General features: G+C 55.2%; 22 protein-coding genes and 1 riboswitch. Of the genes, 15 read left to right on the top strand and 7 right to left on the bottom strand.

Annotation, left to right across the window (positions count from 1 at the left end; genetic code table 11):
- Nucleotides 1-25: 25 nt before the first annotated feature.
- The gene (locus tag RGW60_RS21520; protein WP_322206505.1) at nucleotides 26-907 is read left to right on the top strand and encodes a glycosyltransferase family A protein; all 882 of its coding nucleotides are present in this window, start codon (nucleotides 26-28) and stop codon (nucleotides 905-907) included.
- Nucleotides 907-2133: an O-antigen ligase family protein gene (locus tag RGW60_RS21525; RefSeq protein ID WP_322206506.1), complete on the top strand. Its 1227-nt coding sequence runs from the start codon at nucleotides 907-909 to the stop codon at nucleotides 2131-2133. The genes RGW60_RS21520 and RGW60_RS21525 overlap by 1 nt, the downstream gene beginning before the upstream one ends.
- 3 nt (nucleotides 2134-2136) lie before the next feature.
- On the opposite strand, the gene RGW60_RS21530 is transcribed toward RGW60_RS21525, so the two are convergent.
- Complete coding sequence (locus RGW60_RS21530; RefSeq protein ID WP_322206507.1) at nucleotides 2137-2787, bottom strand: toluene tolerance protein; 651 nt, start codon at nucleotides 2785-2787, stop codon at nucleotides 2137-2139.
- Between the two features lie 106 nt (nucleotides 2788-2893).
- Here RGW60_RS21530 and msbA point away from each other — a divergent pair, with 106 nt between their 5' ends.
- Together msbA and hldE are read left to right on the top strand one after the other, a co-directional pair.
- The gene (gene msbA, locus RGW60_RS21535) at nucleotides 2894-4693 is read left to right on the top strand and encodes a lipid A export permease/ATP-binding protein MsbA (RefSeq protein ID WP_322206508.1); all 1800 of its coding nucleotides are present in this window, start codon (nucleotides 2894-2896) and stop codon (nucleotides 4691-4693) included.
- A 193-nt stretch (nucleotides 4694-4886) separates the two neighbouring features.
- A complete protein-coding gene (gene hldE, locus RGW60_RS21540) occupies nucleotides 4887-6308 on the top strand; it encodes a bifunctional D-glycero-beta-D-manno-heptose-7-phosphate kinase/D-glycero-beta-D-manno-heptose 1-phosphate adenylyltransferase HldE (protein WP_322206509.1) in 1422 nt (473 codons plus the stop codon).
- A 99-nt stretch (nucleotides 6309-6407) separates the two neighbouring features.
- Here the strand turns inward: hldE and RGW60_RS21545 are convergent, their stop codons facing one another.
- The 4 genes from RGW60_RS21545 to RGW60_RS21560 are packed head-to-tail and all read right to left on the bottom strand — an operon-like array spanning nucleotide 6408 to nucleotide 9774.
- Complete coding sequence (locus RGW60_RS21545) at nucleotides 6408-7355, bottom strand: metal ABC transporter ATPase (RefSeq protein WP_322206510.1); 948 nt, start codon at nucleotides 7353-7355, stop codon at nucleotides 6408-6410.
- Between the two features lie 39 nt (nucleotides 7356-7394).
- Entirely contained in the window at nucleotides 7395-8204 is an 810-nt protein-coding gene (locus tag RGW60_RS21550) for an aldo/keto reductase (RefSeq protein ID WP_322206511.1), read from the bottom strand.
- Nucleotides 8201-9391, bottom strand: a complete 1191-nt coding sequence (locus RGW60_RS21555; RefSeq protein WP_322206512.1) for an NAD(P)/FAD-dependent oxidoreductase — start codon at nucleotides 9389-9391, stop codon at nucleotides 8201-8203. Before RGW60_RS21555 ends, RGW60_RS21550 begins: the two co-directional genes overlap by 4 nt.
- Nucleotides 9392-9441: 50 nt before the next feature.
- Nucleotides 9442-9774: a multidrug efflux SMR transporter gene (locus RGW60_RS21560; protein ID WP_322206513.1), complete on the bottom strand. Its 333-nt coding sequence runs from the start codon at nucleotides 9772-9774 to the stop codon at nucleotides 9442-9444.
- 92 nt (nucleotides 9775-9866) lie between these two features.
- On the opposite strand from RGW60_RS21560, the gene RGW60_RS21565 reads away from it, so the two are divergent.
- Together RGW60_RS21565 and waaA are read left to right on the top strand one after the other, a co-directional pair.
- Complete coding sequence (locus RGW60_RS21565; RefSeq protein WP_322206514.1) at nucleotides 9867-10751, top strand: LysR family transcriptional regulator; 885 nt, start codon at nucleotides 9867-9869, stop codon at nucleotides 10749-10751.
- Nucleotides 10752-10765: 14 nt separating this feature from the next.
- Complete coding sequence (gene waaA, locus RGW60_RS21570) at nucleotides 10766-12043, top strand: lipid IV(A) 3-deoxy-D-manno-octulosonic acid transferase (protein WP_322206515.1); 1278 nt, start codon at nucleotides 10766-10768, stop codon at nucleotides 12041-12043.
- Between the two features lie 84 nt (nucleotides 12044-12127).
- Here waaA and RGW60_RS21575 read toward each other — a convergent pair whose 3' ends face one another.
- A complete protein-coding gene (locus RGW60_RS21575) occupies nucleotides 12128-13567 on the bottom strand; it encodes a TolC family outer membrane protein (RefSeq protein ID WP_322206516.1) in 1440 nt (479 codons plus the stop codon).
- Between the two features lie 141 nt (nucleotides 13568-13708).
- Nucleotides 13709-13813: riboswitch (TPP riboswitch) on the top strand.
- Between the two features lie 157 nt (nucleotides 13814-13970).
- Between RGW60_RS21575 and thiC the strand changes: the two genes are divergently transcribed.
- Together thiC and cytX are read left to right on the top strand one after the other, a co-directional pair.
- Nucleotides 13971-15860 (top strand): phosphomethylpyrimidine synthase ThiC, encoded by a 1890-nt coding sequence (gene thiC / locus RGW60_RS21580; protein ID WP_322206517.1) that lies wholly within the window; start codon nucleotides 13971-13973, stop codon nucleotides 15858-15860.
- Nucleotides 15861-15945: 85 nt separating this feature from the next.
- A complete protein-coding gene (cytX, locus tag RGW60_RS21585) occupies nucleotides 15946-17238 on the top strand; it encodes a putative hydroxymethylpyrimidine transporter CytX (RefSeq protein ID WP_322206518.1) in 1293 nt (430 codons plus the stop codon).
- Here the strand turns inward: cytX and RGW60_RS21590 are convergent.
- A complete protein-coding gene (locus tag RGW60_RS21590; RefSeq protein WP_322206519.1) occupies nucleotides 17207-17956 on the bottom strand; it encodes a DUF3298 domain-containing protein in 750 nt (249 codons plus the stop codon). The two genes, cytX and RGW60_RS21590, sit on opposite strands and share 32 nt — an antisense overlap.
- 206 nt (nucleotides 17957-18162) lie before the next feature.
- Between RGW60_RS21590 and RGW60_RS21595 the strand changes: the two genes are divergently transcribed.
- The 7 genes from RGW60_RS21595 (at nucleotide 18163) to RGW60_RS21625 (ending at nucleotide 23894) form a co-directional block, all read left to right on the top strand.
- The gene (locus RGW60_RS21595; RefSeq protein WP_322206520.1) at nucleotides 18163-18780 is read left to right on the top strand and encodes an NUDIX domain-containing protein; all 618 of its coding nucleotides are present in this window, start codon (nucleotides 18163-18165) and stop codon (nucleotides 18778-18780) included.
- Entirely contained in the window at nucleotides 18771-19223 is a 453-nt protein-coding gene (locus tag RGW60_RS21600) for a DUF1249 domain-containing protein (RefSeq protein ID WP_322167351.1), read from the top strand. Before RGW60_RS21595 ends, RGW60_RS21600 begins: the two co-directional genes overlap by 10 nt.
- 201 nt (nucleotides 19224-19424) lie before the next feature.
- On the top strand, nucleotides 19425-19904 hold the full coding sequence (locus RGW60_RS21605) for an Hcp family type VI secretion system effector (RefSeq protein ID WP_322206521.1): 480 nt from the start codon (nucleotides 19425-19427) through the stop codon (nucleotides 19902-19904).
- A 2-nt stretch (nucleotides 19905-19906) separates the two neighbouring features.
- Nucleotides 19907-21379 (top strand): hypothetical protein, encoded by a 1473-nt coding sequence (locus RGW60_RS21610; RefSeq protein WP_322206522.1) that lies wholly within the window; start codon nucleotides 19907-19909, stop codon nucleotides 21377-21379.
- Nucleotides 21380-21834: 455 nt separating this feature from the next.
- A complete protein-coding gene (locus RGW60_RS21615) occupies nucleotides 21835-22221 on the top strand; it encodes a hypothetical protein (RefSeq protein ID WP_322206523.1) in 387 nt (128 codons plus the stop codon).
- A gap of 150 nt (nucleotides 22222-22371) precedes the next feature.
- Nucleotides 22372-23181, top strand: a complete 810-nt coding sequence (cpdA, locus tag RGW60_RS21620) for a 3',5'-cyclic-AMP phosphodiesterase (protein WP_322206524.1) — start codon at nucleotides 22372-22374, stop codon at nucleotides 23179-23181.
- 107 nt (nucleotides 23182-23288) lie between these two features.
- The gene (locus RGW60_RS21625) at nucleotides 23289-23894 is read left to right on the top strand and encodes a YqiA/YcfP family alpha/beta fold hydrolase (RefSeq protein ID WP_322206525.1); all 606 of its coding nucleotides are present in this window, start codon (nucleotides 23289-23291) and stop codon (nucleotides 23892-23894) included.
- Nucleotides 23895-23908: the final 14 nt, after the last annotated feature.

The following is a 23908-nucleotide window of genomic DNA, read 5'->3' on the forward strand; positions in this document are numbered from 1 at the left end:
ATTAAGCGAAGGATTGGATGTAAACATGAAATGGCCTTTGGTCTCGATTTTGGTGCCGTGTTTTAATCACGAGCGATACATCGAAGAGTGCCTGTTGAGCATCCTGCGGCAGGACTATGACAACTTTGAATTGATTGTCGTTAACGACGGATCTACGGATTCCAGCGCTCAGAAAATCGAGGCGTTGCGCCAGATCCATGGCTTCCAGTTCTATCAGCAGGAAAACCAGGGTGTCAGTGCCGCGCTGAATACGGCTTTGAGCCATGCCGCTGGCGAATTCATCATTACCCACGACTCCGATGACGTGATGCTCGAAGGCCGTTTGCGTCGTCAGGTCAGTTATTTGCAAGAGCACCCGGACGTTGGCCTGCTCGGTGCCAGGGTCATCTATATCGACGCCGAAGGGACGCTCCTCAAACACAGCGAGGCCCCCAAAAAATCGGTGCAGCGCTGGACGTTCGATCAACTTCTCGCAGAGGCCTACGCGGTAGGTGCGCCAGTTGCCATGTACCGCCGTGCAGCAATCGACAGGGTTGGCGGCTACGATCCATCCATCAAGGTCCAGGATTTTCAGATGACCCTGAAAATTGCGCATTTGGATTATCGCGTTGATATCCTGCCTGACTTCGTCACCTTATACCGTCGACACGATACAAACATTTCGAAGGTGGCTTACAAGAGTCAGTTGATTTACGACTTGCAGGTCATTGAGTTATACAAAGAAAACCCAGCTTATGCGTCAGCTAAATTAGCAATCGTCAATAAAGCGTTAAAAGAGTCGGTGGTCGCCGACAAGGCATTCGCTCGCGGATTGTTTTCCAGCATTCCGGTTTACCGCTGGAACAGGCTCACGTGGAAACGCTTTAGGCATTTTCTCTTCAAAACTAATAAAGTTAAGGGTGTTTAGTGAGCCGCAATATTCAACATTCCAGTAATTTCATCGACGGCTTCAGCGACATCCAAACGCAATTGAGGGCGCTCCGCAATCATTTCGGAATCGCTGGCCTACTGCTTGGCTTTGGTTTGTTTTGGAGCATCGCAGGGGTGCTGTTGACACCCTCAATGAAGCTTTTTGATTGGTTGTTAACCGCGTTTGTGTACTTACCGTCTATCTATTTGCTAATCAAACGTTTTGGGGATTTTCGCGATACCGTCCAAGGTCGGCATGAACTGTGGCTGTTTCTCCTTTTGTTTTGCTGGTCAGTCATCTCCCTGAGCTGGAGTGTTACGGGTGAAAATTATCTGACGTTGATCAAGCGCGAACTGCTTTTTCTGTCGCTGGTATTGGGCTGGATCGTTTGGGGTCGGATGTTCAATAGGCAGTTGCAAAGTCTGCTTATTATTTGGGGCGCGATGGCTGGCGTATACGCTCTGGTGTCGATCATTGCATTTCCAATGCGCGGTCTGTCGAGAATGTATGGCTTCGGCAGCTATATGGATAATCCCAATCCAGCCGGTTATACCATCGGGTTTTTGCTGGTTCTAAGTTGCACTTGGTGGCCTCAACGCATGTGGGCACGGCTGGCGTGGGCCGCTTTGCAAGCATGCTCACTATCATTTGTGATCATGACCGGCAGCCGTGGCCCGCTTCTTTCATTGGTGGCGGTTGCTGGTGTGGTGATGTTGGCGGGAGGAAGACCGCTCTACAGAACCCTTGCAGTGGTATTGGTGATCGCTGCAGGTTTTCTGTTTTTACTTGAGCCTTCCTTGTTACAGCGAGGTGATTCCGAACGGCTGGCGTTAATAAAGAGCGCAGTAGAGCTTACTGCGCAGCACCCTTGGCTCGGCATAGGTCTTGGCGCCAGTTATGCCGTATCTGCCGGTGGTGTGATCTTCGACCACTGTCATAATTTCGTGCTGGATACGACGTTGCAATATGGCGTGATTTTTACCGCGCTTTGGGTGTTTCTCTGGGGCTGGGTTGGACTGCGCGCCTGGCGTTGTCGCGATCAGGCGCTTGGCATGGCGGTGCTGCTGGCGTGGGTCTTTGCCTCGGTGGCCTTGCAGTTTGATGTGTTTGTATTGTTCGGGCGCGCGCGCGCGATGTGGATGGTGGTCTGGGTGCCGTTTCTGCTCAGTTTATGCCTGAGTAGGACGCCGGTCAGCGAGCGGACATTGAGTAACCGCCTCTGAATCCTAAAGCGCTAGCTTTTCTGCCAAGGTACTGCGCTCCCAGCCATGACTGCTGTGGGCGCTGTAACTGTTAAAGAAATGTGCGCCGTGCTCTTGAAGTAACCACTCATGGTCGCTCCGATAGCGGCGCATATGCTGGAAGTTTCTTAGGCACATGCTCTTGCGCAATGGACCGCGCAAGGTCCGCAAATCGGCAATATCGATCAACCCCAGTTCGTTGTCTGGCGTCATCACCACGTTGCCCAAGTGCAGTGAGCGGAAATAAATCCCCAAATTGTGCAGTTTCGCGACGAAACGGCCAAACGCCTGGAGTAACTCAGGATCGCTGAAGTGCGCGGGATCAGCGATTATTTGCCGTAATGTCAGGCCGGGTAATGGTTCGTAATGCACTACGTCACGGGCGATATTAGCGACCCGGTAGGTGGCAAGAATATCCGGACAGCGCACGCCACGCTTTTTTAACTCAAGTGCGTTATCGGAAAACCGTTGGGCATAGGGGAATAGCGCCGCGGACGAGATCAGCCGTTTGCGCCGAAATAATTTCATGAAGTTGCCGTCTTCGAGGCGCAACACCTTGTCTCCAAAAAAATCAGCCTCGATCACCTCCGCATCTTTGCGTAAGGCCTGGTAGTCAGCGTAAGCGAGTGCGAGCATGCGGGCTCCTTCAAAATGGCGGCCATCATACCCCAGCCGGGTGGCCTAGGGTTTAATGGCTCCGGGCTGTGATAGTATTCCGGCTCTCTTTTCTGTACCGATGACTATGAGCAACCCAGAACAAAGCTCCAGTATAAAAATCTATTTCCGACTGCTGACCTATGTCATGCCTTATATCGGCATCTTTGTCATCAGCATCATCGGTTTCGTGATCTTTGCTTCAACTCAGCCGATGCTGGCCGGTATCCTCAAGTATTTTGTCGATGGCCTGAGCAATCCGGAAGCCGCATTATTTCCCAATGTTCCGTATCTGCAAGACTTGCAGCTTTTGCAAGCGGTGCCGTTGTTGATCGTGTTGATTGCTGCCTGGCAAGGCTTGGGTTCGTACTTGGGCAACTATTTTCTGGCCAAAGTCTCGCTAGGCTTGGTGCACGATTTGCGCGTCGAATTATTCAATAAGCTGTTGGTGTTGCCCAATCGTTATTTTGATACGCATAACTCGGGTCACCTGATTTCACGCATTACGTTCAACGTCACCATGGTTACCGGCGCGGCTACCGACGCAATTAAAACTGTAATTCGTGAAGGCTTGACGGTGGTGTTCCTGTTTATCTATTTGCTGTGGATGAACTGGCACCTGACCATTGTCATGTTGGCAATCCTGCCTGTGATCGGGATTATGGTGGGCAGTGCCAGCAAAAAATTTCGCCGTCAAAGTAAAAAGATTCAAGTCGCCATGGGCGATGTGACCCACGTGGCCTCGGAAACCATTCAAGGTTACCGCGTGGTCCGCAGCTTTGGTGGCGAGCACTATGAAGAAGCGCGTTTTCGGGCTGCTAGCCAAGGCAATACCGATAAGCAACTGAGGATGAACAAGACCAGTGCCGTGTATACGCCAATGTTGCAACTGGTGATTTATACCGCCATGGCGGTGCTGATGTTTTTAGTGCTGTACCTGCGTGGCGATGCGACCCCCGGTGATCTGGTAGCTTACATAACTGCTGCGGGCCTGCTACCCAAACCGATCCGCCAGCTGTCGGAAGTCAGTTCGACCATTCAGAAAGGTGTGTCTGGCGCTGAAAGCATCTTCGAGCAATTGGACGTTGAACCAGAACTCGATACCGGGACTGTTGAGCGTGACCGTGTTAGCGGCCATCTTGAAGTGCGGAACTTGAGCTTTACCTACCCTGGTACAGATCGGCAGGTGCTAAACAACATCAGCTTCACGGCAGCACCTGGGCAGATGGTTGCATTGGTTGGGCGTTCGGGCAGTGGTAAGTCAACGTTGGCGAGTCTGATCCCGCGCTTCTACCATCATGGTGGCGGTGAAATCTTTTTGGACGGCGTTGACATTGAAGAGTACCGCCTGCGCAATCTGCGTCGGCACATTGCTCAGGTCACTCAGCACGTCACGCTGTTCAACGACAGCATTGCAAATAACATTGCTTATGGTGACCTGGCGGGTGCACCGCGTGCGGACATCGAAGCCGCTGCCGCCGATGCTTATGCGCTGGAATTCGTCGAGCAGTTGCCGGAAGGTTTCGACACTCAAGTGGGTGAAAACGGGGTGTTGCTTTCCGGTGGGCAGCGCCAGCGTCTGGCGATTGCCCGGGCCTTGCTCAAAAATGCGCCGCTGCTCATTCTGGACGAAGCAACCTCGGCGCTTGATACCGAGTCAGAGCGTCATATTCAGGCGGCGCTGGATCAAGTCATGAAAGGCCGGACCACGCTGGTCATCGCGCACCGTCTATCGACTATCGAAAAGGCTGATATGATTTTGGTTATGGATCAAGGCTGCATTGTCGAGCGCGGCACTCATGCGCAATTGCTCGCCCAGAATGGCTACTACGCTCGTCTGAATGCTTTGGGTCTGGATGATCCAGTAGTGGTAGCGGGTATCGCCTGACCGTCAAATCCTTCGCGAATGAATTCGCTCCCACCGGGGCATATGCAATCCCCACTGGGAGCGAATTCATTCGAGAAGCTTTATGCCTCGCGCCTCGAGCATCCTGAGTCATCGGCCGTTCAGCCATCTAGAGTCCCCTTTCCAACCCTGTGCTAAGATTCCGCCCTTGTTCATTCTAGTAACGGGTTGTTTGATGAAGTTGTCCATGCCGCGTTTCGATCAGGCGCCTGTCTTGGTGGTTGGCGATGTCATGCTCGACCGTTATTGGCATGGCGGAACCTCAAGGATTTCACCTGAGGCGCCTGTGCCAGTGGTCAAGGTCGAGCAAATCGAGGATCGCCCAGGCGGTGCCGCTAACGTTGCCTTGAACATTGCTGCCTTAGGCGCGCCGGCCTCTTTGGTCGGGGTGACAGGGGAAGATGAGGCGGCCGACAGCCTCGCCAATAGCCTTAAAGGCGCAGGTGTAAATGCGCGTTTCCAACGCATTGCCCATCAGCCGACCATCGTCAAGTTGCGGGTCATGAGCCGTCACCAGCAACTGCTGCGTATCGACTTTGAAGAACCGTTCGCCACTGATGCGCAAGCGCTGAGCACCGATGTTGAAGACATGCTCGACGGTATCAAAGTCATGGTGCTGTCCGACTACGGCAAAGGTGCATTGCAAAACCATCAAGTCCTGATTCAGGCGGCACGGGCGCGAGGTATTCCGGTACTGGCCGATCCCAAAGGCAAGGATTTCTCGATTTATCGCGGCGCCAGTGTGCTTACCCCGAACCTCAGCGAGTTTGAAGCGATTGTTGGTCATTGCACCGACGAGGCTGAACTGGTCGCCAAAGGCGCGCAGTTGATGAGCGAGCTGAACCTAGGAGCGCTGTTGGTCACCCGAGGCGAGCACGGCATGACCCTACTCCGTCCTGATCAGCCCGCCTTGCATTTGCCCGCCCGTGCCCGTGAGGTTTTTGATGTCACCGGGGCTGGCGATACGGTGATCTCTACTCTGGCGGCTGCCATTGCCGCAGGCGAAGAGCTTCCTCACGCTGTTGCACTGGCTAATTTGGCTGCGGGGATTGTGGTCGGCAAGCTAGGTACTGCGGCCATCAGCGCACCGGAATTGCGTCGTGCGATTCAACGCGAAGAGGGATCTGAACGAGGTGTTCTTAGCCTCGAACAACTGCTGCTAGCAATCGATGATGCGCGCGCGCACAAAGAGTCGATCGTTTTCACCAATGGCTGCTTTGACATTCTTCATGCCGGGCATGTGACTTATCTGGAGCAGGCCCGCGCTCAAGGTGATCGCTTGATCGTAGCGGTTAACGATGACGCGTCTGTCAGCCGCTTAAAAGGGCCGGGTAGACCCATCAACAGCGTTGACCGGCGCATGGCCGTATTAGCTGGCTTAGGGGCGGTGGATTGGGTGATCAGCTTCTGCGAGGGAACGCCGGAAAATCTGTTGTCGCAAGTGAAGCCGGACGTATTGGTCAAGGGCGGTGATTACGGTATCGATCAAGTCGTTGGCGCCGAGATTGTTCAAGGGTACGGCGGCACGGTCAAAGTGCTGGGCCTGGTCGCGAACAGCTCAACCACGGCGATCGTCGAGAAAATTCGTAACCAGTGATTTGAAGGGTTATCTGGAGCTAACTTGTGGCGAGGCGGTGTATCAACCGCGTCAGGGCATTCGCCAACACGTTGGCTCCACAGACTATCGGCGCGTAAATTACAAACGCCCGCGGGCGAGTTGCATCAGTTTGCCGGTCAAGCGTTTAAGACCGGTCTTTCTCGGCGGCGGTGTCATGCCTTGCTGCCTTAGCCAGTCCTTCCAGCGAATTCGTTCTTCTCTTACAACCCAGCCCTGTTGCTCTGCAAAGCTTTCTGCCAAGTAAAGTCCGCGGGTTCCTGCCGGTTGCAGCTTGTCGCGCTTGAGCGTGTACAACTCGGCTTTGGGCACGCCGTCTTCTAGCGGCATTAAATACAGGTCCGGCTTGCTGCGGTTCAGACGTGCCACCAGTTCGTCGTTTTCCAAGCTCTCATCGACATGGAACAGGCTAAGCGGCCGTGCATCTTTGGGCACTTCCAGGCGCATGTCATAGATCAATTGCAGTGATGAAGTGGGTAAATGCACGTATGCGCGCGGGCGTTCCATCAGCATCATGTTGCCACAGCGCACTGGTCTTGCAGCCCCGGATAACGGACTTAAGCGAAAGGGTAGGGCCTCACGGTAGTGCAACGCCGAAGCATAGGGCGCCGGCAGCCACGTGTCGCCGAATCGCCCGCTAAGCCAGCCCTGCGGGGTTTCGATCAGGCATTCTTCGGCGACTTCTTGAATGGCGGTGTGTAGGGGCAAATTTAATTCATGGGCGGGCACATAGCCGGAAATTAACTTGAGCACTACGTCGCCACGGTCTTGCCGACGCTGGCGGACCAGCACCCAGTAATCGCGATTTTGCCAATTCAAGGTCAGCCGTACTGAGACCCCAAGATTGGCCAGCTCCACCGAAAATCGATCGGCATCGGGTACGTCGATCTTGCGACGACGCTGCAGTGTCTGGGAGAAATTCAACGGCATGCCGACGCTCTGGTAACTCAAACCTTCAGGTGTGGCATCGACAATTAATGGCAGGGTTTTAAAGTTGCTGGGGTTTTTCCGAATCAACGTTCGCGGCATTGCGGCTCCTTCGTTCGTTGGGGTCGGCTGTCGCCAGACTCAGGTTTTGCCAAGAATCACGGCGGCAGCAATTGCCACGTTATGGGCCAAGTGCAGAGGATTAATCGTTCCGACAATAGCACTGGCGACACCTGGATGTGCAAACAGCAGCTCGAAGCTGGCCCGAACCGGATCAATTCCCGGGCTTAGACAGGCATGCCCGCTGGCCAACGCTTTCTTTACCAGAACGGCTTTTCCATGGCTGGTGGCATAGTCCAGAACCGGCCTTTCAGTTTGCTCGTTGAGATTGTAGGTGACCATTGCGCAATCGCCTTCGCGCAACGCCAGCAAGGCGCCCTCGACGGTTTTTCCGGAGAAACCAAAACCGCGAATTTTGCCCTGTTGTTTCATTTCGGCCAGCGCTTCATAGACACCAGAGTCATTAAGTACGGCTAAATCATTGCCGTCGGAGTGAACCAGCACTAAATCGATGAAGTCGGTTTCGAGGCGTTGGAGGCTGCGTTCAACTGACAGACGGGTATGTGCCGCGCTGAAATCATGACGTGACCGGCCGCTTTCGAACTCTTCACCGACCTTGCTGACGATGACCCACTCATGACGTTGTCCGCGCAACAGCGGCCCGAGACGTGCTTCGCTGGAGCCATAAGCCGGTGCGGTGTCGATCAGGTTGATGCCTAAATCCCGCGCCAATTTAAGCAGCATCCGTGCTTCATGGTCATCCGGGATTTTGAAACCGTTGGGGTATTTGACCCCTTGATCACGGCCCAACTTCACGGTACCCAGACCCAGCGGAGAAACGCTCAAGCCCGTGCTGCCCAATGGGCGATGCAGTTCGTGCAGGGTTTTCATGGCAGTAATTGATCCCACACAGGTATCGCCATCGGCGGTTTTGGCAAGCCAACCAAAGGCAGCTGCGGCGTTGGGTGAACACCATCGCGTGCCAGCGCTGCCAGTACTCGATCTGCAAAGTCAGGGGCCAGGGCGAGTTTGGTGGGCCAACCCACCAGTAGGCTTTTTTGTGTCGATAAGTAGGCGTTGTCTGGCCTGACAAGGCCTGACTGCGAGGGCTCTGCGCGATCAACACGCAGAGTCGCCCACTGTGCCTGGCTCAAATCGACCCACGGGAGCAAATTGCCTAGTTCTTTTTTTGCCGCCGCAATCTGTGCTTCCGGTTTGCGAGCAACGCCATCAGCTTCAGATAGATCGCCGCCCAGGTACCAAACCCACTGACCGTCAGCTGCCAAATGAGTCGTGACTGTGATCCGAGGTTTTGGCCCTGCGCCGAGGCAGTGGGCGTACAGCGGTTTCAACGTTGGACCTTTGACCATCACCATATGCAGTGGGCGGCGTTGCATGATCGGGAAGGTGACACCCAGAGATTTGAGCAGCTCTGCGTTGCCTGCTCCTGCGCTCAAGACCACCCGCTGAGCATGAATCTCCCGGCCATCGACCCGCAGTCCGACTAACTCCTCCCCTGCATACAGCGGCTCGATTTTTTCGCCGGCCAGCAAGCTGTCGCCCGACAGCTCGGCAAGGCGTTCAATCAGGCTGGGCACGTCGATCACTAGCTCAGCCAGCCGATAGACCTTGCCTTTAAATGCGGGGTTTTGCAGCGCAGGTGGCAAGTCAGCGCCGGTGACTTGGTCGACGCGGCCACGCACGGCTTTACTGGCAAAAAAACTGGTGAGGTTGCCCGCGAGGGTGCCTGGAGACCACAGATAATGGGCTTCGGACAGCAGGCGCACGCTGGACAGGTCAAGCTCGCCTTTGCCTGACAATGCTTCACGCCAGCGGCGAGGCATGTCGGCGATTGCTTCCGATGCCCCGCTCAAGGCGCCATGCAGCGCGTATTTGGCGCCGCCGTGGATGATCCCTTGGGATTTTGTGCTTTGTCCGCCGCCCAGGCTGGCGTTTTCCACTACAACGGTCGAGAACCCTTGGCGCCGCAAACGCGCATTCAGCCAGAGACCGGCAGCGCCAGCTCCGACAATCAGTACGTCAGTGGTCAGGATGGAGGGAGTGGACACAGATGGCATGAGCGACCTCAGTGGCTATACGAATGCCGCCATTATAGAGGATCGCGTTTTCAATGCCCGGCGGTTTTTGAGAACAGCTGAATCACAACCACACCAGCCACAATCAGGCCCATGCCAAGCATGGCGGGCACATCGAGTTTTTGTCCGTAAACGAACAGTGCAGCGATGCTCACCATGACAATCCCCATGCCGGCCCAGACCGCGTAGGCAACGCCCACTGGAATGCTGCGAACTACCAAGGTCAACATCCAGAACGCAATGCCATAACCCACGATGACTAATAGCAGCGGTACTGGTGTGCTGAGACCTTTAACCGCTTTCATGGAGACGGTTGCAATAACTTCGGCGCAGATGGCAATGGCCAGATAATAATAAGCGGTCATGGTGTACTCCTTTTCATAAGCTGCTCATTCTAGAGCTTCAACAGATGGGGTAAAGTCATTACCCATCTTCAAAATCGATAGGCTGAACAGTCTTGCAGTGGAATCTTGAGCAAATTCGATTGTTCGTCAGCGTCGCCGAACAGCGTTCGTTCTCCGCGGTGGCGCGTGACATGAAGCGCGCGCAATCAGCCGTCAGCAGCGCCATTGCATTATTGGAAGCGGACTTAGGTGTCAGCCTGTTCGACCGCAGCAGCGGCCGACAACCCCGGTTGACCGAAGCTGGCGGGGCATTGCTGGAAGAAGCGCGGGAGTTGTTGCGCCAGTGTGATCGCCTCGATGGCCGGGCGTTGGCGTTGATGCGCGGTCAAGAGGCGCGCTTGCGGTTGGCCCACGATGAAGCCATGCCATATCAACCAGTGCTGGACAGCCTAGAAGCCTTGGCCGAACGTTTTCCGACGTTGGAAATGCAGCTGGCCAGCGGCGCCCAAGGTGATGTGGCGCGCAAGCTGGTTGAGCGTCGGGCGGATTTGGGCCTGCTGTTCCATCATGAGCAAATGCCCGAAGCCTTGGAACGACGGGCATTGGGTAGCGTTGAGATGGTCACGGTATGCGCGGTAGGGCACCCATTGGCCAGCGAGCTTCGCGTGAGTCGCCAGTTGCTAGGTCGTCACCGTCAGCTATTGATCGCGCCGCAGCAAAGCGGTTACCCCGGAGGCGAACAGATCAGCGCGCAGGTCTGGCGTGCCGACAGTTTCTACGTGATGGCCGAACTGTTGATGCGCGGCCTCGGTTGGGCTTGGCTACCAAGACATGTGGTGCAGTACCCGGCGTATCAAAATCTAATGGTCGAGCTGATCAGCGACTGGACGCCGCCTGCGCTGGTCGTGGAAATGGTCTGGCGCCGGGATGAGCCTCTGGGCCCTGCGGCGAGGTGGCTGGCCGATAGCTTTGCCCAGCATCTTCAAGCGATTGGCTGATAAACTCCGCCGCCATGAATAGATTCCTTTATAGCGTGTTGTTTCACGTGGGTTTGCCGCTGATAGCCCTGCGTCTTTGGTTGCGGGCGCGCAAGGCGCCTGCCTACGCGCAGAGGATCGGCGAGCGTTTCTCGTTCGGGCTGGCGCCTATGCAAACCGGCGGGATCTGGGTGCATGCCGTCTCCGTTGGAGAAAGCATCGCTGCAGCCCCAATGATCCGAATTCTGTTGGCGCGCTACCCGCACCTGCCGATTACCCTAACCTGCATGACGCCCACTGGCTCAGAACGCATCAAGGCGTTGTTCGCAGGCGAATCCCGGATTCAACATTGTTATTTACCCTACGATTTGCCTTGGGCGGCTGGGCGCTTCCTGGATCACGTGCAGCCTCGGTTGGCTGTGATCATGGAAACCGAGCTGTGGCCCAATCATATTCACCAGTGTGCCAAGCGTAGAATTCCGGTAGTGCTGGCCAACGCCCGATTATCTGAGCGTTCGGCACGTGGCTACGGACGTTTCGCCAAGCTGACGCGGCCGATGCTGGCTGAAATGAGTGGTTTCGCAGTGCAGACTGAAACGGAAGCGCAGCGCTTTCTTGATCTGGGCGCCCGACCGGAATGTGTCGAAGTCACCGGATCGATCAAGTTCGATTTGAGTATCGACCCGCAGTTATTGCTTCGAGCGGCAGATTTGCGTGAGCAATGGCAATCCAGGGAACGCCCTACATGGATCGCGGCCAGCACCCATGCTGGCGAAGACGAAACCGTGTTGTCCGCTCATCGGCAACTGCTGATCAGCCATCCAGACGCATTATTGATTTTGGTACCGCGCCATCCTGAGCGTTTCAACAGCGTTTACGATTTGTGTCTGCAGCAAGGGTTCGAAACGGTTCGCCGCTCAACCGCGCAGCCCGTCACCTCCACCACCTCGGTGTTGCTGGGCGACACCATGGGCGAGTTGCTGTTTCTTTACGCAGTGGTCGATTGTGCGTTTGTCGGCGGCAGCCTGGTGCCCAACGGCGGGCATAACCTGCTGGAACCGGCTGCTCTGGCGAAGCCGGTGTTAAGCGGTCCTCATCTGTTCAATTTTCTGGAAATAGCAGCACTGCTGCGCTCTGCCGGAGCGTTAGAAGAGGTCAGCGATGCGACGGGACTGGCAGCTGCGATCCAACAGTTAGTCGATCAACCCGCTAAGGCCCAGCAAATGGCCGTCGCCGGGCTGAAAGTGATGGGCGCCAACCAGGGCGCGTTGCAGCGGTTGTTGGACATGTTGACGCGTGTGGGAGGCCTTTGACAGGCCTGCCTGCCCAAATCCCTTCAACGTTGTGAAGAGCTTTGGGATGGCGGTATTGGGCACACCAGCACGTCATTCAGCCAATCACTTCTGCGTAGGCTTTTGAAAGTTTTTCGCCGCTTCTGTAGCCAAGTCGGGCGGCAGGAAGTCTTTGTCCGGGTTGTAGTCAGCTTTCAAGTAGCGCGACAAATCCTGCAAATCTCCAGGGTTCAAAGTGCCTGCTGCCTGTTTCAAACGCAGGTTGTCGAGAATGTAGTCGTAGCGCGTGTTGTTGTAATCGCGCACTGAACTGTAGAGCTGACGTTGGGCGTCAAGCACGTCGACGATGTTGCGGGTGCCCACCTGATAACCGATTTCAGTGGCTTGCAGCGCACTCTGGTTGGAGATGATCGACTGCTTGCGCGCCTGAACTTGCTCAACATCGGTGTTCACCGCGCGGTGCAGGTTTCGGGTGTTCTCCACAACCTGACGGCGCAGGCTTTCACGACGTTGTTCGCTCTGGTTTAGCCGTGCGTAAGCTTCTCGCACTTGGGAACTGATCAATCCGCCGCTGTAGATCGGAATGTTCAGTTCTACACCGACGCTGCGCTGCTCAACGTTGCCGCCATAGTTCTGGCCGGTAAAGTTCGGATTGCTGAAACCGAACGCATCATTATCACCGCGCTTATAACTTGCTACCGCATCGAGGGTGGGAGCGTGACCGGCCTTGCGCTGGCGCAGGGTTTCTTCTGCAGCCGTCACTGCGTAGTTGCTGGCGAGCAGATTCAGATTCTGTTGCGAGGCCGTGTCGACCCACGCTTTTGCGTCATTTGGAGTCGGCGCAAGCACCGGCAGCGTATGCACGATGCCTTCGATGGAGTTGTACTCGCGGTTGGTTAATGTCACCAGTGCTTCGAAGGCATTGTCTACCTGTCGTTTAGCAACGATGCGGTTGGCTCGTGCTGTGTCATAGCTGGCTTGCGCCTGCAGCACGTCGGTCTTGTCTGAAAGGCCGACATCGAAACGCTCATTGGACTGATCTAGCTGACGTTTGAACGCCGCTTCTTCGGCCTTGGTAGACGCCAGATTGTCTTCGGTACGCAAGACCGTAAAGTAGTCTTGAGCGCTTTGCAAAATCAGGTTTTGCTCAGTGGCAGAAAGCTCCAACACCGCTTGCTCATTGACGTCCTTGGCTGCTTGAAACTGGTACCAGCGGTCCGCCCGAAAGATCGGTTGGCTCAAGGTGGCCTGATACACCGTGCCGCTACGGGTGAAGTTTGTCGAAGGCTGGTCGATTTGGGTGCGGGTGGTTTGAACGTTAGCACCTGCCGACAAGTTCGGTAGCAGGCCAGCCCGCGCCTGAGGCACGATTTCTTTGCGAGCCTGGTAGTCAGCGCGGGCAGCGGCCAGGTCTGAATTGTTATCCACAGCCTCCTGGTAGACGTTGACCAAGCCCGTCTTGGTCGGCAAAGGCACGTCAACGGCCCAGACCATTCCATTGGAAGCACAAGACACGGCGAGAGCCAGTGAAAGTTTGCGCAGCATGAGGCGTTTCCTAGAGAGAGTAATAATTCGCGTAGCGAGTGTAGTGCCCGGTGTAGTTCGCAACAATCCTGCATATCAGCCATTTATCGAGTGATATTCAACGTTATTGGCGTTCTGCCCATCTCTTGCACTAGACTGGCGACGTTCTTGTCGGGGTGCCTTGCTATGAGGCTGAGATCGGTTAATCCGGATCCCGTTGAACCTGATCAGGTTAGCGCCTGCGTAGGGAACAAGATTTCTCGTCTCCCGGCGAGTCCTCTTGAGTATCGTCCGGGGTCTATTGTTCATGAAATGAGCAGCAGCGCTTCCTTTCTATGCTCAGCACCGTTCTTGGTGCACCCGTGCCTTTCAGGTTTCACTCCGACAATAAATCCGCCGCTGGATGATGTCTGGAGTGCCTGTGATGAGTACAAAATCAAAAAACACCGCTAACTTGAGTGAGTCGGCCCAAGTCGATTCAGGATCAGTTCAGCCGTTCACCCGTTCGCAAAAAATCTACGTTCAAGGGTCGCGCCCAGACATTCTGGTGCCGATGCGTGAAGTCAGCCTTGACATAACACCGACCGATTTCGGCGGCGAGATTAATGCGCCCGTGGTCATCTATGACACCTCAGGCCCCTACACCGACCCCAACGTGATTATTGACGTGCGCAAAGGCTTGGCTGACATTCGTTCGCCGTGGATAGACTCGCGCGACGACACCGAGCGCCTGTCGGGTTTGAGTTCTAACTTTGGCCAACAGCGCCTCAGCGATGCCGAACTGACCAAACTGCGCTTCGCCCATGTACGCAACCCGCGTCGGGCTAAAGCCGGTGCCAACGTCAGCCAGATGCACTATGCGCGTCAGGGCATCATTACTGCCGAGATGGAATACGTCGCCATTCGTGAAAACATGAAGCTGCAGGAAGCCCACGCGGCGGGTCTGCTGACTCAGCAACACGCCGGTCACAGCTTCGGGGCCAGCGTTCCGAAACACATCACCGCTGAATTCGTCCGTGACGAAATCGCCCGCGGTCGCGCCATCATTCCGGCCAACATCAACCACGTTGAGTTGGAGCCGATGATCATCGGCCGCAACTTCCTGGTGAAAATCAACGGCAACATCGGCAACAGCGCACTGGGCTCTTCGATCGAAGAGGAAGTGGCCAAGCTGACCTGGGGCATCCGCTGGGGTTCGGACACGGTCATGGACTTGTCCACCGGCAAGCACATTCACGAAACCCGCGAATGGATAATCCGCAACTCACCAGTGCCAATTGGTACCGTGCCGATTTATCAGGCGCTGGAAAAAGTCGATGGCGCGGCCGAAGACCTGACCTGGGAATTATTCCGCGACACGCTGATTGAGCAAGCCGAGCAGGGCGTCGACTACTTCACTATTCATGCCGGCGTGCTGTTGCGCTACGTACCGCTGACCGCCAAGCGCGTCACCGGTATTGTTAGCCGTGGCGGCTCAATCATGGCCAAGTGGTGCTTGGCGCATCACCAGGAAAACTTCCTGTACACGCATTTCGAAGACATCTGCGAAATCATGAAGGCCTATGACGTCAGCTTCTCGCTGGGCGATGGCCTGCGTCCGGGTTCGATTGCCGACGCTAACGACGCAGCACAATTCGGCGAGCTGGAAACCCTTGGCGAGCTGACCAAAATCGCCTGGAAGCATGACGTACAAACCATGATCGAAGGCCCAGGCCACGTGCCGATGCAGTTGATCAAAGAGAACATGGACAAGCAGTTGGAGTGCTGTGACGAGGCGCCGTTCTACACCCTCGGGCCGCTGACCACAGATATCGCGCCTGGCTACGACCACATCACGTCGGGTATCGGCGCGGCCATGATTGGCTGGTTCGGTTGCGCGATGCTCTGCTACGTCACGCCGAAGGAACACTTGGGCCTGCCAAACAAGGATGACGTCAAAACCGGGATCATCACCTACAAAATCGCGGCCCATGCGGCGGACTTGGCCAAAGGACACCCCGGTGCCCAAATTCGCGACAACGCCTTAAGCAAGGCACGGTTTGAATTCCGTTGGGAAGACCAGTTCAACCTGGGTCTCGACCCCGACACCGCACGCTCGTATCACGACGAAACCCTACCGAAGGACTCGGCTAAAGTCGCGCACTTCTGCTCCATGTGCGGGCCGAAGTTCTGCTCGATGAAGATCACTCAGGAAGTCCGCATCTATGCGGCTAACCAAAAGATCGACACCGTGGATGCTGCCGTGCAGGAAGGTTTGCGCGAGCAGGCCGAGCGCTTCAAGCAGGAAGGTAGTCAGTTGTATAAGAAGGTTTGATTTGAACCGATGAAAAATCCCCTGTATGAGCCAGCGTGTTGGCTCCTACAGGTTTTGGATAAACCGCTCCTCCGAGATCACACCCGTGACTATTGCATCCAACACCTACTCTCCCGACATTCCTGTGCCTCTGGGCAAGCGTGTGTTCGGCGGCCGAGATCTGTTTTCCCTGTGGTTTTCCCTCGGCATCGGCCTGATGGTCCTCCAAACCGGTGCGTTGTTGGCGCCGGGGCTGGGCATGTCGGGTTCGATGCTGGCTATTTTTCTCGGTACGCTGGTTGGCGTATTGCTGCTGGCGGCCGTTGGCGTGATTGGCAGCGACACCGGACTTTCAGCCATGGCGGCGCTTAAGCTCAGCCTGGGCACTCACGGCGCATCGCTGCCGGCGATATTGAACCTGGCGCAACTGATTGGCTGGGGCGCTTTCGAGATCATTGTGATGCGCGACGCCGCTAGTTTGTTGGGTGCGCGGGCATCTGCCGAAGGCAGCTTGTGGGCGAATCCACTGGTCTGGACCGTAATTTTCGGTGCGCTGGCGACCTTTCTGGCCGTCAGCGGACCATTGACCTTCGTCCGCAAGGTGCTGCGTAAGTGGGGCATTTGGCTTTTGCTGGCGTCGTGTGTGTGGCTTACCTGGAACCTGTTGACCAAGACCGATCTGACCGCGCTGTGGGCGCATGCCGGTGACGGGACGATGCCGTTTGCCGTCGGTTTCGACATCGCAATCGCCATGCCACTGTCTTGGCTGCCGTTGATTGCCGACTACTCACGTTTCGGCAAGCGCGCCAGAGGCGTGTTCGGTGGTACTGCGTTGGGTTTCTTCATCGGTAATTTCTGGCTGATGAGCTTGGGCGTCGCCTACACCTTGGCCTTCGCGCCAAGTGGTGAAATGAGTCCGCTGTTGCTTGCCTTGGCTGGCGCCGGGATGGGCATTCCGCTGCTGCTGATTCTGATCGACGAATCGGAAAACGCTTTCGCCGATATTCACTCGGCGGCGGTCTCCAGCGGAATTCTGTTGCGGATCAAGGTCGAACACCTGGCGTTGGGCATTGGTGTGATTTGCACATTGATCGCCTGTTTGGCGCCGTTGGCGCAGTATCAGAATTTCTTGCTGCTGATTGGCTCGGTATTCGCGCCGTTGTTCGGCGTGGTATTGGTTGATCACTTCATTCTGCGCCGTCGCAACCTACCGACCGCCACCCTTGGTTTGCGTGGAATGAGCCTGTTGGCGTGGTTGGGCGGCGTCAGCACTTATCACCTGTTGGCGAATCTCTACCCAAATGTGGGTGCAACACTGCCAGCGCTGGTGGTGTCTGGCGTGCTGCAATTGCTGCTGGGTCGCGTATTTAACCGCGGCGCGGGAACAGCTCCGGCTTGAGGATGCCATTGAGCTGGAGGTAAGACATCTTCAGCTCAATGTGGCCCATGTCGTACGGCGCTATCGTAGTTACGCCATATTTGAGGATGACCCCGCCATACGTCAGTGCGACGTTTGGCGTTTTCTGAAACGTCCAAGCGTGCACGAACGCGGGATCTTGAGCGACTTTGTTGTTGATCATCCATTCTTTATGCGCTTGCTGCGCCGTTAACCAGAACGCCTCTTCCTGACCGGGCAACAACATGTCTTGTAGCGTCAGGGCTTTGTGCAGCGGGCGGGAATAGTTGATGAACGCGCGCCCCGGCGTGCCATGTTCATTGCCGTTTTCCAAATAGCTGGACAGTTCGATGATCACCAGACCGTCATGCTGCTCACGTACTTTGGCCTGCAAATAGCTGTTGGTACTGTTCGGTGCTTGCTGCAGGAATTGCTGTTCATAGGCTTTGAGCGATGCCGGTAATGGCGTAGCCCCCGGTGTATTGCGGGCCATCTGCAGCAAGGTGTTCTGGATCAGGCTGTCCAGGTTCGGTTCGTCAGGAAAATGCACGGTGTCGACATTCACCAACGGGCAGTCTGGCGTTGCGCAGCCCGGTTTGATCTGTTCCGAGGCGTCACGCTGTGCTTCCAGCGGTGAGTTGTAGTTGGGTTGAAACAAGCTTTGGCAGGCGCCCAGCGCCAGTGCGAAGCAAGCCAGTGTAGTGATCCTCAACAATGACATGGTGATCCTTGGCAAAAACAAAAAAGACGGGTCGACGTGCTTGGACTGCAAGCGGCTCGATCAGTTCGCCACTACGCTAACCTGAAGTCGTCTGCGGGCAAGCAGTCTACCTTGGTTGCTTCAATGGCAGTGTTGGGGGGCTGCATCTGGCGGTAGGGCGCGTTAGGATGTTGCGAAGCCGGTTCAGGCTCTGTAGCGAGAAACTTATGACTGACACGAACAACTCCGTCCCTTCGGCGGTAGAGATTACTCGACGCGAAAATTGCTATCAGGGGTTTTACCGCCTGGACCGCGTACACCTGCGCCACGAGCTGTTCAACGGGGGCATGAGCAAGGAAATCAGTCGTGAATTGTTCGTTCGCCATGATGCGGTGTGCGTGCTGCCCTACGACGCCAAGCGCGACAAAGTGGTGTTGATCGAGCAGTTTCGCGTGGGTGTTCTGGGCAAAATCGACAATCCCTGGCTGATTGAATTGGTCGCCGGGCTGATCGACAAGGATGAGCAGCCGGAAGAGGTTGCCCACCGCGAGGCAGAAGAGGAAGCTGGTCTGGTCTTCAGCGAAATGGTGCCGATTACCAAGTACTTTCCTTCCCCGGGTGGCAGCAGTGAATACGTTCACTTGTACTTGGGGCATTGTGACAGTGAAGGGGCGGGTGGCTTGCACGGTCTGGAAGCGGAAGGTGAAGATATTCGCGTATCGGTGTGGGCATTTGACGATGCCCTAAAAGCCATAAACGATGGACGAATTTTTAATGCCGCTACGCTTATTGCTTTGCAATGGCTGGCATTGAACCGAACTGAAATCAGGGGGCTATGGTCGTGAGACTTGTGCGCGAGCGCTACCGGGTTGACCTCGTCGGGCTGCAAGCCGCCTGCGAGGCCAACTATGCGCGCTTGATGCGGTTGCTCCCGGACATGCGCAATCAACAACGTTCGCGCCGGGTCGCGGTTACCCAGGGCGATCAAATGCTCGGCGTGTTGGCGGTGGAAGTCCTGCTGGATTGTCCTTACACCACCACCTTACAGGTCCGCCAGGAGCACAGCCTGCCATGGCTGCCGGTGCCCAAGCTGGAAGTTCAGGTGTATCACGACGCGCGCATGGCCGAAGTCATCGGCGCCGAACATGCCCGCCGTTTTCGTGGCATCTACCCGTATCCCAATGAAGCGATGCACCAGCCGGATGAAAAGGCTCAACTCAACTTGTTTTTGGGTGAGTGGCTGAGTCATTGTTTGGCGTGTGGGCATGAGTTTGAAGTGGTGCGTTGAGAGTTTCCATTTTTATAAGTGGGTTCTTGAGTTGCGCAATAAGTTGCGCAACACCGTACGAAGAATTGCCCAACATAGTGCTGAAAGTCGATGTGATATAAATCTGAGTCTATTTGTTATCGCTTGATTTTCAGACGCGTCCTACAGCCTGCCGGGTTCACTTTCCAATAAACTACCCTCCAATCAAAAGGAGAGGTAATTATGGCTAACCCTGCATACATGACGATTACCGGCAAGGCTCAAGGATTGATTTCGGCAGGCTGCTCCAGTAAAGAGTCGATCGGCAACAAACACCAGTTAGCGCATACCGACGAAATAATGGTGCTTTCTTATACTCGTAACCTGGCCAATTTTGAAAATAACAACCAGTCAACTCATGGCCCTATCATTATCTCCAAATATGTTGATAAATCTTCGCCTTTATTGGAACAAGCCCTGACCCGAAGAGAGGAGCTAGACTGCACGTTTGATTTTTATCAAACAGCTGCCTCGGGCACGCAGGAGAAATTTTATTCGATATCGATCAAGGGCGGACTCATTGTCGACCTGACGCAGGATATGCCCGATGTGATTTTTCAATCTGACGGTGAAATGCGAGAACAAGTCGCTTTTCGTTACCGTGAGATTAATTACACGAACCTCAAAGCGGCTACCAGCGGCTATAGCTTTTGGGGTGAATAACGATGAGCGCCAGCCGTGATGATATCTGGGATGTCCACCAAGCAGCAGGACAACTGCAAGGACAAGCCATTAGTGTTAGCGCCCGACACCTTGATCAAGGTAATGGGCGCGTGTGGTTTATTCGGGAAGTGTCCTATTACGCCAAGCGTATTATTGATGACGTTGAACTCGGTCGTAAAACCCCCACCCAGGGCATAGACGCCCTATTGAAAGAGCACCGCAGTCTCGCGAGTCAATCGCAGGCGTTGGCGCGTGATCGCCAGCGTGCCATAAGCAACAGCGTCAAACGCATTCCAGTGCCACGGCTCATCCAACCGGTTATGCGACCTGATCCTGAACGCTTACTGCGATATGTCTTTGCTCAACATCTCAAGGTAAGCAATGAAAAGACCCTGGCAACCCTGCACCTGCCCGTCCCGACGTCCATTTATAAACGTTACAGGCTTTTTCCTCCAGAGCTGCAATCAGAACCCATCGAACTGCACGACCCCGGGTTCTATATTGTCCCCAGAAGCACCACGGTTGAACGACTGGAAGCGCAGTTGTTCACCTCAGCCAGTTCTGCGGTCATTGCTAAATTCAGGATCCTAAACCCTGGGTTGGATCAGATAAAAGCCGGGCAAATGATCGTGCTCAGTGATCCCAATAATGGACAATGCACTGAGGAAGAAGCGCGCCTGATGGACGCGGCAAAAGTGGTGAATATGGCGTTGGAGGATCTTAGTCCTGAAGAAGCCGACTTCATGGTTCGCCACCGCGACGAAATCGAGTCTTTAATCAAGTACGGCTCTATTGGGACCAGCATGGCCGCGGCGGTTTACAAGGACAACATAGACGCGGTAGGAGAAATCCTGGAAGCCATAGAAGACCTGCACAAGCGCACCTTCAACCAACACGGGCACCTGCGATCCCCCGAGTTCTTTGCTGAACGCAAAGAACTGTTTGCTCAACTCGACACCCATCTCACCAAACTGACCAAACATACCATCGACTACCCTGACCACCCGAAACTGAAAACCGCCCTGGGTATTTCCAGCCGTAGTTTGGTGCATCGCTGGGGCCGGGCCGGTGCCCATGACATGAACCCTGGATATGCCACTCATCTGGCCAAAGTGGCCAAGGCCTCCAAGTACATAAATTACGGTGGTTGGGTGGGCACCGCTATTGGCGGCGGGGCTTCTTATATGAAAGTGCAGGATGTATGCCGTGCGGGGGATGCTGAGGCGTGTGAGAAGGTGAAGTTTACGGAGGCAGGGGGTTTTATCGGCGGGGCTGCGGGCGGTTTTGTCGCAGGCGGAGTTTTAAGCGCCGTCGGAACTGGAGCGATCTGCTTTGCTATCGGGGTTCCGACTGCTGGGGTGGGAACACTTGTATGTGGTCTTGTGGTAGTGGGGGGAGGGTCTTTCGCCGGAGGGTATTTTGGTGGAATGACTGGTGAAGCGCTAGGCGAAGTGATTTACGAGGTCAATAAATGAATGTGAGTACCGCTGACAAAATTTTTCTTTGTGTGGGCCTAGTAAATTTTGGAGGTATTTTCGTTTGGCTTGGAATAGCGTCGCATCTCGCTTACACCAAAATGGATCTGATGCTGGGTCATATGAGGAATAGTTCAATAGTTATGATTCGCGTGTTTTTGATACGTGCGGGTTTATGGGGGCGGCTTCATGTCTTTGGGTTAATAATGGGGCTGATGGTCATTCATGGTATAGCGCTCCGGAAGGGAGTCGTTAGTGCCGAGGATCTGAAGAATTTTCCCGCCGATCTGAAACGTAAACTAATTGTTATGCAGTGGGTTAATTGGGGACTGATATTGATTATGTGTGGACTTGCAGCGTATGCTAAGTTCGGCCGTGGCTAGCTTTTGCGGTTACTTACTCGCCCTCATCAACCGCATTGAAGCGATAAGCGAAGTGATTTACGAGGTCAGTAAATGAGCGTGAGTACCGCTGACAAAATCTTCCTCTGTGTTGGCCTGATTGATTTTGGAGGTATTTTCATTTGGATCGCCATAGCGATGTATCTCGCCTACACCAAAATGGACCTGATGTTGGGCCACATGAAGAATAGTCCGATAGTTATGATTCGCAGGTTTTTGATACACGCGGGTCCTTGGGGGCGGATGCATGTCTTTGGGTTAATAATGGGGATGATGGTCACGCCTGGTATGGCTCTTCGGAGGGGGGCGGTTAGCGCCGAGGATCTTAAGAATTTCCCCGCCAGTCTGAAGCGCCAACTGATTGTTATGCAGTGGGCTGGTTGGGGGCTGCTATTGGTTATGTGTGGACTTGCAGCGTATGCCAAGTTTGGTCGTGACTAGTTTTGATAACTGCCGGAGCGCACGCACAATGATCTATGACCGATACGAGCCATCGGCTTACCCATGATGTGACCCATTCGCCACCCCAAGGTTTGCCGACCCGTGCGCTTACGACCATAATCGCCTGACTTCGCTTTAAGGAGACGGCCTTTGCCGAGCGCATCCCATCCAGCATCGTCGGTGCTAGTAGTCCAACTGTCCGACAGCCACCTATTTGCCGACGCGGACGACAAGCTGCTGGGCATGAAGACCCGCGACAGCCTGAATGCCGTGATCGAGCGTGTCTTGGCCGAACAACCGGCTGTTGATTTGCTAATAGCCACGGGTGATTTGTCCCAAGACGGGAGCGTTGAGTCTTACGAGGCGTTTCGTCAGGTCAGTGCGCAAATTTCGGCACCCACTCGCTGGATTCCCGGTAATCACGACGAGCTACCGGAGATGGCTGAGGCCGCCCGTCACAGTGAGTATCTGGAGCCGATCATCGATCTCGGCCATTGGCGCATTACCTTGCTGGATTCCGCCGTCCCCGGCTCAGTACCCGGTTTTTTGCAGGACGCGCAACTGCAATTGCTGGCCCGCTCATTGAGCGAAGCGCCGGAACGCCATCATCTGGTGTGCCTGCACCACAATCCGGTTCCCATTGGCTGTCAGTGGATGGACCCCATTGGCCTGCGTAATCCTGAGAAGCTGTTTGCGGTGCTTGATCGATTCCCCCACGTGCGTGCGGTGCTGTGGGGGCACGTTCATCAGGAATACGATCAATTGCGTAACGGCGCGCGCTTGCTGGCATCGCCCTCGACCTGCATACAGTTCGCGCCGGGCAGTGTCGAATTTAAGGTCGACACGACAGCGCCGGGTTATCGCTGGTTGCGCTTGTATGCCGATGGCCGACTCGATACAGGGGTTTCCCGGGTGGAGGGGCTGGATTTCGAGGTGGACTACAGCGGCGAAGGTTATTGAGCGACTTCTCCTTAATTTAGCGGGAAATGTCTGAGAGTGAGTCATCGGGCGATTGTCCCTGTAAACTCCGCGTCTTTACGTGTGATCAATTGTTTACAGGAGCGATTATGACCGGCGAACCCTCCACACTGTTGTATATCCACGGTTTGAACAGCTCGCCGCTGTCGAAAAAAGCCAGTCAGTTATCAGCGTTGATGCACAAGCTGGGACTTGCCGCACAGCTGCGCGTGCCTGCACTTCATCATCATCCGCGTGAGGCCATCGCCCAGCTTGACGCTGCAATTGCCGAACTGGGTCGGCCACTGCTGGTCGGCAGCTCCCTCGGCGGCTACTATGCGACTCACTTGGCTGAGCGCCATGGCCTCAAGGCCGTACTGATCAATCCAGCGGTCAACCCGCATCGATTGTTCGACGGTTTACTCGGCACCCAGCAGAACCTGTACAGCGGCGAAAGCTGGGAACTGACCCACGATCATGTGACGGCCTTGGCCGAGCTGGAAGTACTGCCTCCGCAAGACCCGCAGCGTTTTCAGGTATGGCTGCAAACCGGGGATGAAACCCTTGACTACCGCCGCGCTCAGACGTTTTACCGAGCCTGTGCTTTGCGCATTCAGGCGGGCGGCGACCACAGTTTTCAGGGCTTCGCCGAGTGCTTGCCGGTGTTACTGATACTGGCCGGTTTCGCGCCAGAGCTTGTAAATGTAAACAGGTAAGATCCCGAATTTTA

It is taken from the genome of Pseudomonas sp. AB6 (assembly GCF_034314105.1).
GTDB lineage: Bacteria > Pseudomonadota > Gammaproteobacteria > Pseudomonadales > Pseudomonadaceae > Aquipseudomonas.